The 13,471-nt window shown below is 75.2% G+C and carries 14 protein-coding genes; 8 read left to right on the top strand and 6 right to left on the bottom strand.

The window, feature by feature from the left end; genetic code table 11:
• The first annotated feature begins 245 nt into the window (after positions 1-245).
• Positions 246-1,286 (top strand): glycosyltransferase, encoded by a 1,041-nt coding sequence (locus tag BUE37_RS00980; protein ID WP_073418018.1) that lies wholly within the window; start codon positions 246-248, stop codon positions 1,284-1,286.
• A gap of 4 nt (positions 1,287-1,290) precedes the next feature.
• Here BUE37_RS00980 and BUE37_RS00975 read toward each other — a convergent pair whose 3' ends face one another.
• Positions 1,291-2,334, bottom strand: coding sequence for an alpha-hydroxy acid oxidase (locus BUE37_RS00975; protein ID WP_083628414.1), 1,044 nt, complete (start codon positions 2,332-2,334; stop codon positions 1,291-1,293).
• A gap of 237 nt (positions 2,335-2,571) precedes the next feature.
• Here BUE37_RS00975 and BUE37_RS23580 point away from each other — a divergent pair, with 237 nt between their 5' ends.
• Together BUE37_RS23580 and BUE37_RS23575 are read left to right on the top strand one after the other, a co-directional pair.
• Positions 2,572-3,798 carry a hypothetical protein gene (locus tag BUE37_RS23580; protein ID WP_175562767.1) on the top strand — a complete coding sequence of 409 codons (1,227 nt, stop codon included), beginning with the start codon at positions 2,572-2,574 and terminating at the stop codon, positions 3,796-3,798.
• Positions 3,799-3,967: 169 nt separating this feature from the next.
• On the top strand, positions 3,968-4,513 hold the full coding sequence (locus BUE37_RS23575) for a sugar transferase (RefSeq protein ID WP_175562766.1): 546 nt from the start codon (positions 3,968-3,970) through the stop codon (positions 4,511-4,513).
• A 12-nt stretch (positions 4,514-4,525) separates the two neighbouring features.
• On the opposite strand, the gene BUE37_RS00960 is transcribed toward BUE37_RS23575, so the two are convergent.
• A complete protein-coding gene (locus BUE37_RS00960; protein WP_073418010.1) occupies positions 4,526-4,768 on the bottom strand; it encodes a hypothetical protein in 243 nt (80 codons plus the stop codon).
• Between the two features lie 283 nt (positions 4,769-5,051).
• On the opposite strand from BUE37_RS00960, the gene BUE37_RS23570 reads away from it, so the two are divergent.
• A complete protein-coding gene (locus tag BUE37_RS23570; protein ID WP_175562765.1) occupies positions 5,052-5,207 on the top strand; it encodes a hypothetical protein in 156 nt (51 codons plus the stop codon).
• 1 nt (position 5,208) lies between these two features.
• Here the strand turns inward: BUE37_RS23570 and BUE37_RS00955 are convergent, their stop codons facing one another.
• Complete coding sequence (locus BUE37_RS00955; RefSeq protein WP_073418008.1) at positions 5,209-6,030, bottom strand: hypothetical protein; 822 nt, start codon at positions 6,028-6,030, stop codon at positions 5,209-5,211.
• A 182-nt stretch (positions 6,031-6,212) separates the two neighbouring features.
• Between BUE37_RS00955 and BUE37_RS00950 the strand changes: the two genes are divergently transcribed.
• Both BUE37_RS00950 and BUE37_RS00945 read left to right on the top strand, forming a co-directional pair.
• Complete coding sequence (locus BUE37_RS00950; RefSeq protein WP_073418006.1) at positions 6,213-6,410, top strand: hypothetical protein; 198 nt, start codon at positions 6,213-6,215, stop codon at positions 6,408-6,410.
• Between the two features lie 202 nt (positions 6,411-6,612).
• A complete protein-coding gene (locus BUE37_RS00945; RefSeq protein ID WP_073418004.1) occupies positions 6,613-8,127 on the top strand; it encodes a sugar transferase in 1,515 nt (504 codons plus the stop codon).
• Positions 8,128-8,133: 6 nt separating this feature from the next.
• Here BUE37_RS00945 and BUE37_RS00940 read toward each other — a convergent pair whose 3' ends face one another.
• Both BUE37_RS00940 and BUE37_RS23565 read right to left on the bottom strand, forming a co-directional pair.
• A complete protein-coding gene (locus tag BUE37_RS00940; RefSeq protein ID WP_073418002.1) occupies positions 8,134-9,453 on the bottom strand; it encodes a UDP-glucose dehydrogenase family protein in 1,320 nt (439 codons plus the stop codon).
• A 94-nt stretch (positions 9,454-9,547) separates the two neighbouring features.
• Positions 9,548-9,691: a hypothetical protein gene (locus BUE37_RS23565; RefSeq protein WP_175562764.1), complete on the bottom strand. Its 144-nt coding sequence runs from the start codon at positions 9,689-9,691 to the stop codon at positions 9,548-9,550.
• Between the two features lie 145 nt (positions 9,692-9,836).
• Between BUE37_RS23565 and BUE37_RS00935 the strand changes: the two genes are divergently transcribed.
• Together BUE37_RS00935 and BUE37_RS24680 are read left to right on the top strand one after the other, a co-directional pair.
• Complete coding sequence (locus BUE37_RS00935; RefSeq protein WP_073418000.1) at positions 9,837-10,916, top strand: LCP family protein; 1,080 nt, start codon at positions 9,837-9,839, stop codon at positions 10,914-10,916.
• A 74-nt stretch (positions 10,917-10,990) separates the two neighbouring features.
• Positions 10,991-11,125, top strand: a complete 135-nt coding sequence (locus tag BUE37_RS24680) for a hypothetical protein (RefSeq protein WP_281248028.1) — start codon at positions 10,991-10,993, stop codon at positions 11,123-11,125.
• Between the two features lie 252 nt (positions 11,126-11,377).
• Here the strand turns inward: BUE37_RS24680 and BUE37_RS00925 are convergent, their stop codons facing one another.
• The gene (locus BUE37_RS00925) at positions 11,378-12,742 is read right to left on the bottom strand and encodes a sugar transferase (protein WP_281248059.1); all 1,365 of its coding nucleotides are present in this window, start codon (positions 12,740-12,742) and stop codon (positions 11,378-11,380) included.
• Between the last annotated feature and the right edge of the window lie 729 nt (positions 12,743-13,471).

Here is a 13,471-nt window from a genome sequence, read left to right as displayed (position 1 = left end):
CTGTGACACCCACCGGTGGTTCGTCACCCTCAGTGCATGACCCGATCCAGTTGCGGACTGGTCACGCGTGGGCGACTCGTGCTGCCGACGTGTCCGGACTCCGTCCGTCACCTGTTGTGCAGGTCACTCTCCGTCCGTGTGACGTGGCCCCGTCCGAGGGACCCCGGGACGCCCGAGCCACCCGCTAATCTCCTCGTCACGGACGGTGACCGAACGGCGCGGTCCGCACGACTGGAGGAGCAGGCATGGCACCCGCTGCAGGACCGCGTCCCGAGGCCGCCCCCGCCGGCCCGGCCACGGCGGCGCCCGAGGTCACCGTGGTGGTCCCGGCCCGCGACGAGGTCGCCACGATCGGCGCCTGCCTGGACTCGGTGCTGTCCCAGGAGGGCGTGGACCTCGAGGTCGTCGTCGTCGACAACGGCTCGACCGACGGCACCACCGAGCTGCTGCACGCCCGCGCCGCCGCCGACCCGCGCGTCGTCGTGGTGTCCAACCCGGTGGCGTCGATCCCGGCGAGCCTGAACGCCGCCGTCGCCGCGGCCCGCGGCACGTGGATGGTGCGCGTCGACGCGCACTCGACGATCCCGCAGGGCTACGTGGCGCACGCCGTCGCCCGGCTCTCCGAGGGCGGCTGGGCCGGCGTGGGCGGGCGCAAGGCCGCCGTCGGCCGCTCCCCCGTCGGCCGGGCGATCGCCGCGGTGCTCAACTCGAAGCTCGCCGTCGGCGGCTCGGTCTACCACTGGGGCACCGAGGAGACCGTCGTCGACCACGTGCCCTTCGGCGCCTACCCGCTCGCGCTGGTGCGCGAGCTCGAGGGCTGGGACGAGCGGATCGCCAACAACGAGGACTTCGAGTTCGACCAGCGGGCCCGAGCGCACGGCGAGCTGCTGTTCGACCCGCGGCTCGAGATCGCCTGGAACGTCCGCGAGACGATCGGCGACCTGTGGCGGCAGTACCGGCGCTACGGCCGCGGCAAGCCGGCGGTCGCGCTGCGGCACCCCGAGGGCGTCAGCCCGCGGCACCTCGCCCCGCCCGCCCTGGTGGTCTGGCTGGCGCTGGCCGCCGGCGTGGCCGTGCGCCGTCCGGGCCTCGCCGCGGCCGCCGTCGCGCCGTACGCGCTGGCGGTCGGCGCGGCGTCGGTGGCGATCGCGCGCACCGCGCCCGAGGACGCCGACCGCCGCGCCGTGCCGGCCGCGCTGGTCGCCATGCAGGTCGGCTGGGGCCTGGGCTTCTGGGAGGGCGTCCGCGACCTGGTGGGCGACGTGGTGCGCGACCGCCTGCGCTGAGCGCCTAGGCCCGCGCCCGGACCACCATGCTCGGGTCGAGGTCGGCCGGGCAGGTGGCGCCGGCCACGGCCAGCACGTGCTGCAGGTGCGCGGTCAGCGCCTGCAGCGACGCGGTGACGGCGGGCGCCCCGCCGGCCGCCAGCGCCCAGAGGACGGGGCGGCCCACGAGGACGGCGTCGGCGCCGGTGGCGAGGGCCACGAGCGCGTCGGTGCCGCTGCGGATGCCGCCGTCGACCAGGACCGGCACCGCCCCGCCGACGGCCTCGAGCACCTCGGGCAGGGCGTGCGCGCTGGGGACGGCGCGGTCGAGCTGGCGGCCGCCGTGGTTGGAGACGATCACGCCCGCCGCGCCGGCGTCGACGCAGCGGCGCGCCTCGTCGCCGCGGAGCACGCCCTTGACCAGCACGGGCAGGCCGCCGACGTCGGCGAGCCGGGCGATGCTGTCCGGCGTCATCGAGGGGTCCTGCTCGGCCGACTCGCGGCCGACGGCGCCGGGGACCAGGTGCTGGGCGAGGTTGACCAGGTACTGGTCGTCGGGGACGGCGATCCGGGTGCCGCTGACCTTGTCCTTCTTCCCCACGTACGGGGTGTCGACGGTGAGGACGACGGCGCGCGCCCCGGCGGCCGCGGCGCGCTGGACCAGCGCCTCGGTGAGGCCGCGGTCGCGCATCAGGTAGGCCTGGAACCACCAGGGCCCGGTGGCGGCGGCGCCGATCTCCTCGATCGTCCGGGAGGCCCGGGTGGAGATGACGGTGAGGTTCCCGGCGTCACCGGTCCCGCGGATGGTGGCGCACTCGGCGTCCTCGTGGGCGAGCGCGTGGAACGCCATCGGCGCGACGACGAACGGCGAGGCGAGCTCGGCGCCGAGCAGGCTGGTCGTGAGGTCGACGCGCGAGACGTCGCGCAGCACGCGCGGCCGCAGCCGGAACTCCCGCCAGCTGGCCTCGGCCTCGGCGAGGGTGACCTCCTCACCGGAGCCGGCCTCGTAGTAGTCCCAGACCTCCGGCCGCAGCCGGGTCCGTGCCTGGTCCCTGTGGTCAGCGAGCAACGCGAGCATGCTGCGTGGGCCGGGCGTCCCGGCCCGCCTCCTCTCCAGCGGCCGGCCGGGGTCAGCCGGCCGGGACGGGGGCGCCGAGCGTACTGACCAGCGGGCCGCCCGGACCGTCCCGCGTGCCGCACCCTGCTCGTGCGGGTGACCACGGCCCGTGACCGCTCCCCGCGCGTCGCGTCAGGACAGCCGCGGCGGCACTTGACGCCGGCCGCCGGAGCGCCGACCGTGCGCTGGGTGACGAGCCGGGTGCCGGTGGGCCCCCTGCCGATCGGCACGGCCCGCCGCGGGCTGCCGACCGGGCGGCGTCGTGCGCCGTGGCCCCTCCGCCTCGTCCTCGCCTGCGTGCTCGCCCTGGCCGCCTGGGTCGTGCTGGCCGCCCTCGCCCCGGACGCCCGCGCCGACGCGCCGACGGCCACCGACGGCGGCACCCAGGCGCCCGCACCGGAGGACGGCGCCACGGCCGAGCCGGCGCCGGTCGCCGAGCCCGAATCGGCCCCCGAGCCGGAGCCCGAGGCCGAGCCGGCAACCCCGCCGCCGCCCGCGCCGGTTCCCCCGCCGGTGACGTCGCCGGCCCCCGCGCCGCCCGCCGACGAGCCGGAGGAGGCGCCCGCGCCGACGCCCGTCCCGCCCGCTCCCGCGCCGGTCGTCCCGCCGCGGCCTCCCGTGCCCGTGGGCACCCCGCCGGTCACGACCGATCCGGTGACCGCGCCGGTGAGCGAGCCGGTGGTCGAGCCGGTCGTGACCGAGCCGGTCGTCGACACCCCCGGCCCGGCGCCCGTGGTGACGCCCGACGGCACCGGGACCGAGCCGGCGCCCGCCCAGGAGACGCCCGCGGAGGTGCCGGCCGCCACGACGCCGGCCGGGGCGGCCCCCGGGGCGCCGGCGGAGCCCGCGGAGGGGTCGCCCGCCGAGCCGGCGGTGGCCGAGGAGGAGTCGGGCACCGAGCCCGCCGCGGAGCCCGCGCCGTCGGCGGAGGCGGCGCAGGACGTCCCCGCCGGCACCGCCGGGCCCGGGAGCGGCTCGCTCGCCGGCACCTGCGACGCCGCGACGGCGGACCGGCCCTCGACCGTCTCCGGCCGCGGGCCGCCGTCGCCCGTGCCCGCCGCCTCCCGGGCCACCGCCGTCGCGCCCTCCGGGACCGGGCCGGACGCGCCCGTGCCCGCGCTCACCGCGGGGACGGGCGGCACCGCGCCGCCACCTCCCGGCCCGCCCGCGGCTCCCCCGCGCCCGCTGGCACCACCGCCGGCGCCCGTGCCCACCCCGGGCCAGCTCGGCTCCGGGGGCTGCGGCACCACGGCCTCCGGGTCCGACGAACGCACCCGTGGCGGCGTCGAGGCGACGGCGGCGACCCTCGCCGGCGGCTGGACCGCCGACGACCCGACGGCCTGCCGCACCGGCCTCACCGGTGCCGTCGGCCTCGTGGCGAGCCGGGCCGGCGACCCGGCGACGCGGCCGGACTGAGCGGCCCCGGCCGGCGCACGCCCTCGTGCGCCCGCCCGCCGCCGTCCCACCCGCCCTGCGGCACCCCGCCGCGTTCCCCGAGGACCAGACCCATGCGTACGACCCCGGGCGTGCCCGCCCGTCCTCCCGACCCGCCCGCCCCCGCCTCCCGCGCCGGGGGGTGCTGACCGTGCCACTGGCCCCCGGCAGCCGGTCCGCCGCCCTGGCGTCCCCCGGCCCGGCCCTGCTCAAGTCCGTCCTGGACCGGCTGCTCGCGGCGGTCCTGCTCGTCTGCACGGTCCCGTGGTTGCTGCTCGTCGCGCTCGTCATCTGGAGCACCGACGACGGGCCGCTGCTCGACCGCCGTCCCGTGGCCGGACGCGAGCGGCGGCGGTTCGCCGTGCTGCGCCTGCGCACGCTGCCGCCGGCGGGGCACGGGAGCAGCCCCGTCCGCGAGCTGGTCCGGCGCACCTGCCTCGACGAGCTGCTGCAGCTGGTCAACGTGCTGCGCGGCGACATGGCGCTGGTCGGCCCGCGGGCCGTGTCCCCGGAGGGGGACGACCGGCCCGACGGCGACGTGCGCCTGCTGCTGCGGCCGGGTCTGGTCAGCCTGCGCCACCTGCCCGGCACGCACTCCGGCGACGAGCGCGCCGCGGCCGAGCGCTACGTCCGCGAGTGGTCCCCGCTGCTGGACCTGCGCGCCCTCGCCCGCGCGGTGCGCTCGACCGGGGCGTGACCCGGTGGGACGTCAGGCGTCGTCGCGACGGCGGTCGGGGCTCTCCAGCTCGTACCACCAGGTCAGCGTGTCGGCGTCGACGGTGACGGGGAGGTCGTCGTCGGTGCCGGCGAGACGGTGCCGCGTCACGGACGCCCCCGGGGGCGGGCTGCGGTCGTCGCGCCGGTCGGCGGCGCGGAAGGCGCGGCCGATCGCCAGCGCGAGGAGGGCGGTGACGGGGAACCAGAGCAGTCCGATGACGACGTAGGCGTTCATCGGTCACCTCGGAGCCTGCCGGGCCGGTTACTCGACCACGGGTGACGACCGTCACCGGCGCGGTCGACGGGTGCATGCTGACCCGCGCCGGACGGGACCGACAAGCGCATCCCCGCGTTGCGCGCGCGACGGCGCGACGTGTCGCGGGGCGTCGCCACGCACAGGACCCGCACCGGTCGCGGAAAGCGACGCCACGGCGGTGTTTACGGACGCCCTCCGCGGGGCAGCGCTCTCGTGGAGCCACCGGGGCTCGGGGGGACTGGTCGTTCGACGAGGAGTGACCGTGGTCGTCGCAGTGGTCTGCCTGGTCTGGGTGGCGCTGAGTCTCCCGCTCGGGTTCCTGCTGGGCTCGGCGTTGCGCCGCGCCGACGTCGTCGACCGCGGGATCCGCCGCGGGGATGCCCTGCCTTCGCCGCGCCGCCCGCTCGTCCTGCGCTGATCTAGTCCTGCGCCGCGGGAGCCCGCACGGCGGGCGCCTCGAGCGAGAGCGCGTCGTCGCGACGGCGCAGGGCCGCGGCGGGCAGCACCAGCCTGGGCGCGACGCCGATGAGCACGGCCATCAACACCGCGACACCACCGAGCGCCTCCCCCGACTCCTCGACGAACGTCGCCATCGCGTAGAGCCCGCTCCCGACCACCCCCGAGACGGCCGACAGGCCGACCGAGGCGGTCGCGTACAGCGCGAAGGCCGAGAGCACCCGGCGGCGGTCACGGCGCTCGGCGCGGCTGACGAACGCGAGGACGGCGAGCACGCCGACCGCGAGCACGACGCTGACCACGGTGGCGACGGTGTCGGAGCTGCGGGCCGACAGCGCCTGCATGGCGGTGACGTGCACCGTGCCACCCGCCTTGACCGTGGCGATGCCCGCCGTGACGGCGCCGACGGCGAGCCACCAGGTGCGCCGGCCCGGGTTGCGGGCCGCGCCGGCGACGGCGGCCAGCGCGGCCGCGCCGAACAGGGCCGCCACGTAGAGCCGCGGCAGGGAGAACGGCGCGTCCATCGACAGGGTCTGCGCGAGCTGGCCGCGGGCGCCGCTCAGCCTCAGGGCGTAGCCGACGGCCTCGAGGGCGACGGCGATCAGGGCGAGGGCGATCCCGACCGGCGGGAGCGGCAGGCGGCGGCGGGCTGACCTGGCTGCCCGAGCCGGCGCGCCGACGGCCGACGGGCGGTCGGCGAGACGGATGCCCTTGCCGAGCACGACCCCGAGCACGACAGCGGCCAGCAGCCACGCGGCGAGCCCGCCGACGATCCACGTCCACACGCGTGCGTCATCGGCACGAACCGGCCCGGACGTGACCCCTCCGTCACCCGTCGGGGGTAGGTGGGACCAGCGGGACGGGAGTTCCCTCCTGCTGCCGATCCACTCCCGACGGCGTCGCTCTCGGCAACTTCTGCCTGCGCGTCCGGGCCGGCGCCTGGACTCGGTTCCCCTACGAAGGACCCGTGACCGCACTCGTGATCATCGGACTGGGCTGGCTCGCCGCGGCGACGGCTCTCGCACTGGTGGTCGGCCGCGGTATCCGCCTGGCCGACACCGTCGACGCGGAGGTCGGCCCCGACCTCCGCCGCGAGGTCGACGACGTCCTGGCCGGCCTCGAGGACGAACTCCGCGCTGCCGCGGCCACGGGCGACCCCGCCTGACGCCTCCTGGCCAGGCCACCCGGTCGCCTGACCGGTCGACTCCTCCCCGTACAACCGTCGTCGCGGCGTGTCGGGGCCGCGCCCTGCGGATACGCCCAGGCCAGGGACGGAGTGGTGCCGTTCCGCATTCCGTGGCGCAATGACCCGGCGCGGGCGTGTCGCCTCTGACGTCCGCTGAACGGGGACCACGGGGAGTGAGGCCATGTCCGCCACGAGTGTCTCGGGCCCGAGACGCAGATCTGACGCACCACCGCCGGCGAACGGCTGGGAGCTCTTCGCACCCGGCCTCCGCGGGGCGGGGACCGTCGCCCGCCGGGCCTGGCGAGCGCGCTACGTCCGCCGCACCGCGGTGCTCGACGCGGCGGCCGCCGCCGTCGCGGCGGCCGCCGGCTACCTGCTCTGGTTCGACGTCTTCGCCGCCGAGGGCCCGCGCCCGCCCGGCTGGTCCGTGCTGGTCCTGCCGCTCGTCTGGGTGCCGGTCATGCTCGTGGCCCGGGCCTACGAGGAGCGGTTCCTGTGGATCGGCGTCGAGGAGTACCGCCGGGTCGTCAACGCGGCCGTGCTGGTCCTCGCCCTGGTCGCCACGGTGTTCTGGGGGCTGCACCTCGACGTCGCCCGCGGTCTCGTCGTCCTCACCCTGCCGCTGGCCACGGTCCTGACGCTGGCGATGCGGCTGGCCCACCGCCACCACCTGCGCCGGTCCCGCCAGCGCGGCGACTTCCTGCAGACGACGATCCTGGTGGGGTCGCGGGAGACCGTCGCCGCCCTCGACGAGCAGCTCCAGCGCAGCCCGGAACAGGGCTACAGGGTGATCGGGTGCTGCCTGCCCACGCGGGAGCAGTCCAGCGGCGCAGACGCCTTCAACGGCCTGCCGGTGCTCGGCGGGGTGGCCGACGTCGTCGACGTCGTCTCCGCGTTCGAGGTGGACACCGTCGCCGTGCTCCCGGGGCCGGAGATCCACGGCGCGGTGCTGCGCCGGCTCGGCTGGCAGCTCGAGGACACCGACGCCGAACTCCTGCTCGCGCCCGCGGTCACCGACGTCGTCGGCCCGCGCGTACACATCCGGCCGGTGGCCGGGCTCCCGCTGCTGCACGTGGAGCGGCCGGAGCTCACCGGCGTCCGGCGCTGGACCAAGGAGGTCTTCGACCGGTCGATGGCCGCGCTGGGGCTGCTGTTCCTGTCGCCGGTGCTCCTCGCGGTCGCCCTGGCCGTTCGCCTGGACAGCCGCGGGCCGGTGCTCTTCCGGCAGGAGCGGGTCGGCCGCTGCGGCGAGACCTTCACCATGCTCAAGTTCCGCAGCATGGTGCAGGACGCGCCGGCGCTGGTGCAGGAGCTGTCAGCGTCCGACGAGGGCAACGGCGTGCTGTTCAAGATGAGGCACGACCCGCGCGTCACGCGGGTGGGCCGGGTGATACGCCGCTACTCGGTCGACGAGCTGCCCCAGCTGATCAACGTGCTGCGCGGGGACATGTCGCTGGTCGGCCCGCGCCCGCCACTCGCGCGGGAGGTCGAGCAGTACGGCGTCGACATGCACCGCCGCTTCCTCGTCAAGCCGGGCCTGACGGGGCTGTGGCAGGTGAGCGGCCGCTCGGACCTGTCGTGGGACGACTCGGTGCGCATCGACGTCCGCTACGTGGAGAACTGGTCGCTGGCCTTCGACTTCATGATCCTCTGGAAGACGGCCGGCGCGGTCCTCCGCGGCTCGGGCGCGTACTGAGCCGGCTCAGCCGGCGCGGCGGCCCAGGGCGCGGTAGGTCCAGCCGGCGGCGGTCCAGGCCTCGCGGTCGAGCGCGTTGCGCCCGTCGAGCACCCGCTTGGCCCTCACCACCGTCCCGAAGGCGACCGGGTCGAGCTCGCGGTACTCCCGCCACTCGGTGAGCACCAGGACGGCGTCGGCCCGCTCGGCCGCCTCCTCCGGCGTCGCCGCGAAGTCCAGGTGCGGCCACTCGCGCCGACTGTTCTCGACGGCCGCCGGGTCGGTCACCCGGACCACCGCGCCCTGCAGCTGCAGCTGCGCGGCGACGTTGAGGGCCGGGGAGTCGCGGATGTCGTCGCTGTCGGGCTTGAACGCCGCGCCCAGCACCGCCACCCGCTTGCCCAGCAGCGACCCGTCGAGCACCTCCCGGGCCAGCTCCACCATGCGGATCCGGCGGCGCATGTTGATGTTGTCGACCTCGCGCAGGAACGTCAGCGCCTGGTCCGCCCCCAGCTCACCGGCGCGAGCCATGAAGGCGCGGATGTCCTTGGGCAGGCACCCCCCGCCGAAGCCGAGGCCGGCGTTGAGGAACTTCCGGCCGATCCGGTCGTCGTAGCCGATCGCGTCCGCCAGCAACTTCACGTCCGCGCCCGTGGCCTCGCACAGCTCGGCCATCGCGTTGATGAAGGAGATCTTCGTGGCCAGGAACGAGTTGGCCGCCGTCTTCACCATCTCGGCGGTGGCGTAGTCGGTGGTCACCTTCGGGGTGCCGCGGGCGACGATCGGCGCGTAGACCTCGTCCAGCAGCCGCTCGGCCACCGCGCCGTCGCCGTCGGACGGGAGCCCGTAGACCAGCCGGTCGGGGTGCAGGGTGTCGCGCACCGCGAAGCCCTCGCGCAGGAACTCCGGGTTCCAGGCGACCAGCGAGCCGGGCACCTTCTCGGTGAACATGGCCGCGAGCTCGGCGGCGGTCCCGACCGGCACGGTGGACTTGCCGACGACGAGGTCGCCGGGCTCGACCACCTGCAGCAGCGACTCGGTGGCCGCGCGGACGAAACGGAGGTCGGCGGCGTACTCACCGTGCCGCTGCGGGGTGCCGACGCAGACGAAGTGCACCTTCGCCCCGGCCGCGTCGGCGACGTCGGTGCTGAACCGCAGCCGCCCGGAGTCCAGCGCGTGCTGCAGCAGGCTCTCGAAGTCGGGCTCGTAGAACGGCGCGCGCCCCTCGCAGAGCGCCGCGATCTTCCGCTGGTCGACGTCGACGCCGACGACCTCGTGTCCGAGTTCCACCATGGAGGCCGCGTGGACCGCACCCAGGTAGCCGCAACCGATCACCGAGATGCGCATCGGCGCCTCCTTCCGTCCGAGCCGACACTTCGCCGTCGAAGTGCAACACGGCGCCGGGCTCGGCGCCTGTGCGGGACCCGTCCCGGTGGTCCGCCTAGGGCGCGGGGCGGACGACGCCGCACCGGCACGCATAGAGGCTGGCGCCGCTGAAGGCGTCCTCCCCCACCCAGCGGAACCGGTGCCAGTGGCGCCGGAGCCGGGACTCGCGGACGGGCGTCGTCGACGGGACGGGGAGCACGCCCCGATGGTGCCCGATCGGAGGAGGGGAGGGAACGGCTCCGTCCACGGTGCGTGACGCTCACCCCGAGGAGTGGGAGCAGGCTCACGCTCGGGCGCTCGCGGCCGTAGCCTCGCCCGTGACGGACCGTCACGGGGGGTGGGGCATGGCCGACGAGGCACCGAGCGGCTCGACGCTGCTCACCGACGAGCCGGCCGCACCGGAGCCGCACCGGCACCGTCGTCGCGGACTCCGGCGGTTCCTCGTCGCGCTGACCGTGCTGGTGCTGCTGCTCGTGGCCCTGGTCGGTGGTGGGCTCTGGTACCTGACCGACCGCTACGGCGGCAACATCGACCGCGTCGCCGACGTCTTCACGGACCTCGACGAGGAGGCCCGTCCGGCGCCGGCCACCCCGGCGCAGCCCGCCGGCGCCGAGCCGGTCACCTTCCTCCTGGTGGGCACCGACAGCCGCGGCAGCGCGGACGAGGGCATCGCCTCCGGTGGCCGCTCCGACGCCATCATGATCGCCCGCTTCACCGGCGACCGGCAGCACGCCCAGCTCGTCTCGATCCCTCGTGACTCCTGGGTGGACATCCCCGGGTACGGCAGGAACAAGATCAACGCGGCCTACGCCTACGGCGGTCCCTCGTTGCTCATCCAGACCGTCGAGCAGCTGACGGACGTTCGCATCGACCACTACGTGGCCATCGACTTCGAGGGGATCGTCGCGGTCACCGACGACCTCGGCGGGGTCGACGTCGTCGTCGCCGAGACCACCAGCAACGGGCCGTACACCTTCCCGGCCGGCGTCAACCACCTCGACGGCGACCAGGCCCGCTGGTACCTCGGCCAGCGCTACGGTCTGCCCGGCGGCGACTTCGACCGGGTGCGCCGCCAGCAGCAGTACCTCGAGGCCGTGTTCACCCAGCTGTTCAGCTCCGGCACGCTCACCGACCCGGGCCGCCTCGACGCCGCCCTGCTGTCGGTCACCAGCGCCGTCGCCGTCGACGACGCCCTCGGCAACGGCGACCTGCTGGGGCTCGCCTACTCGCTGCGCGGCCTGCGGCCGGAGAACGTCCAGTCGTTCACCGCGCCCGTGCTCGGCACCGGCATGGAGGGCCCGGCCAGCGTCGTCTACCTCGACGACGTCACCGGCGAGCGCATGTGGGCCTACCTGCGCAACGACTCGCTGGCCCTGAACGCCGACGAGTTCACCGGCCAGGCGCTCCCCGACGTCCCGCGCTGACCATCCGCCCCACCCGTCCCCGACACCCCAGGGGCACCGGGGCGCTCCGGCGCCTGGCGATCATGCTCCGGGGCGTGTCCTTCCTCCTCGGCTCGACCTGGCTGGCGCTGCACGTGTTCGTGGCCGAGCACGGCTCGCTGCTGATGGCGGCCGCGGCCTGCGGCATCGCGCCGTCCGGCGCCCTGCTCCGGCGCCGCGTCGCCGCCTGAGCTCAGCGCCGGCGGACCAGCAGCAGGCCCGTCAGCGACAGCATCCCGGCCGCCCAGCCGGTGATGACGAAGACGTCGCCCTTGTGCAGGCCGTGCGTCTCGCTCAGCGAGACGAGCACGGGTCCTTCGTTGAAATAGCGTCCGGTCAGCAGCAGCGCCGCGAACGCCGTCAGCATCCCGGCGGCCACCAGGGCGAACAGCCACCGGAGGACCGCGTCGGCACCGGGACGACGCAGACTCGCCGTCGGACGCTCAGTACGCGCCGGAGCCACGGACGACGGCACCCACGGTCTTCCACAGGATCATCGCGTCGAAGGCCAGCGACCAGTTCTCCACGTAGCGGACGTCGATGCGCACCGAGTCGTCCCACGACAGGTCCGAGCGGCCGCTGACCTGCCACAGGCCGGTGAGACCCGGCTTGACCAGGAAGCGTCGGTGCATGTCGTAGCCGTACTGGTCGACCTCACGCTGCAGCGGGGGCCGCGGGCCCACCAGGGACATGTCGCCCTTGAGGACGTTGATCAGCTGCGGCAGTTCGTCGATCGAGTACCGGCGCAGCACCCGCCCGACGCGGGTGACGCGCGGGTCTACCTTCTTCTTGAACAGGACACCGTTGCCGTCGGCCTGACCGGCCATCTCGTCGACCATCCGGTCGGCGCCGACCACCATGCTGCGGAACTTGAGCATGCCGAAGGCTTTGCCGTCCCGGCCCACGCGCTCCTGCCGGAAGAAGATTGGTCCCCGGCTGGTGACCTTGACCGCCAGCGCCACACCGAGCAGGAGCGGGAGGAAGAGGAGCAGCCCCACCGCGGCGCTGGTGCGGTCGAACGCCTCCTTGGTGAGGCGGCGGACGCCCTTGAGCTCCGGACGCTCCATGTGCAGCAGCGGCAGGCCGCTGACCGGCCGGATGCGCACCCGCGGCCCGACGATCTCCGTCACGGCCGGGGCGAGCAGCAACTCGGCCTGCGTGTCCTCGAGCTCCCAGCCGAGCCGGCGCAGCGACGGGCCGTCGAGCTCGGGGCAGGGCAGCACGGCGACGGTGTCCACCTCGTACTCGCGGACCACCCGGGCGACCTCGTCGAGGCCGCCGAGGACAGGGAGCCCGTTGAAGGCGTCCGCGGCGTACCGGCTGTCGGGGAGGCAGCAGCCGATCACCGTGAGGCCGTGGTGCGCCTCGCGGTCGATCTGCTCGTCGAGCGCGCCGACCGCGCTGCGGTGCCCGACGAGGAGGGTCGTCTGCTGGTACCTGCCACGACCACGTTCCCGCTTCAGCCACTGGCGGTGGGCCAGACGAGAGGCGAGCGTCAGCGCGGTCGCCAGGGGCAGAGCGACGACGACGAAGCCGCGGGCCACGTCGATGTCGAGGCCCCACGAGACCGTGGCGACGGCTGCGAGCAGGAGGACCGCAGCGTCGAAGACACGCCGGAACTCCTCGGGCCCGACCCAGAGGAACCGCTCCTCGTAGGCGCGACCGACGAGCATGGCCAGGACCCACACCATCGGCAGGAGTGCGGCGAACCAGAGGGAAGCGTCCGTGGCCTGCGACTGGTCGGCGCCGAAGCGGATCGAGTAGCCGACGACCCCCGCAACTCCCGCGGCGAGCGCGTCAGCCGCGATGGCCCGGCGGACGTATCGCCCCCGCCAGGCGCGGCGGGCTGCTGTCCCCTCCCCCCGCAGACGCGACGCGAAGACGCCCCACCCTCGGTGGGACGATACGACGACCTGGTGACGAACGGATCCGTCACGACGAACGCTGCTACTGATGGCGAGCCCCCGTGCCCACCCGCCGCGAGGGCGGCGGTGTAGATGGCCAGCGCGGTGATTCCACGCTCAACCACCCAGATGGTATGGGCGATCCGTGTGGCACAACAGATCCAGTCGAGAGCCAGCGTCATGCCCTGAGTCACAGCAGCGCCATCGCACTGGTGATCGGCACCTCACATCGGCGACCTCATCCGGTACCTCTGCACCACCCGCCACAGGTGCCTCGGGAGCTGTCGCCGCCCGACTGGACGACTGTCACCATCGGGGGACACACATCGTGTCGAGGAGCGTCGCCGCTCCTCCTCGGTCGGCCCGAGGCCGCCGGCAGCCCCCTGCCGCCCACCACGCCCCTGCATCCGGCATGAGGAGTCTCTCGTGCGCCGTCGCAACAGTGTGACTGTTTCCTGCGCTGCGGTCGTCCTGACCAGCGCGCTGGTCTGCACCGCGTCCTCGTCCACGCCCACCGGCGATCCGCTGGCGACGGACAGCGCCGCAAGCAGGGGCGACCGGAGCGGGCCGCCGTCTGCCGGGGGACAGGACGCGAGCCCGTCACGTGCTCCCGGAGGGGTGACAGGGAACGGT

The sequence above is a fragment of the Geodermatophilus nigrescens genome (assembly GCF_900129495.1).
Classification (GTDB): domain Bacteria; phylum Actinomycetota; class Actinomycetes; order Mycobacteriales; family Geodermatophilaceae; genus Geodermatophilus; species Geodermatophilus nigrescens.
Note: the sequence above shows the minus strand (reverse complement) of the source record. Positions and strands in the feature narration are given on the sequence as shown.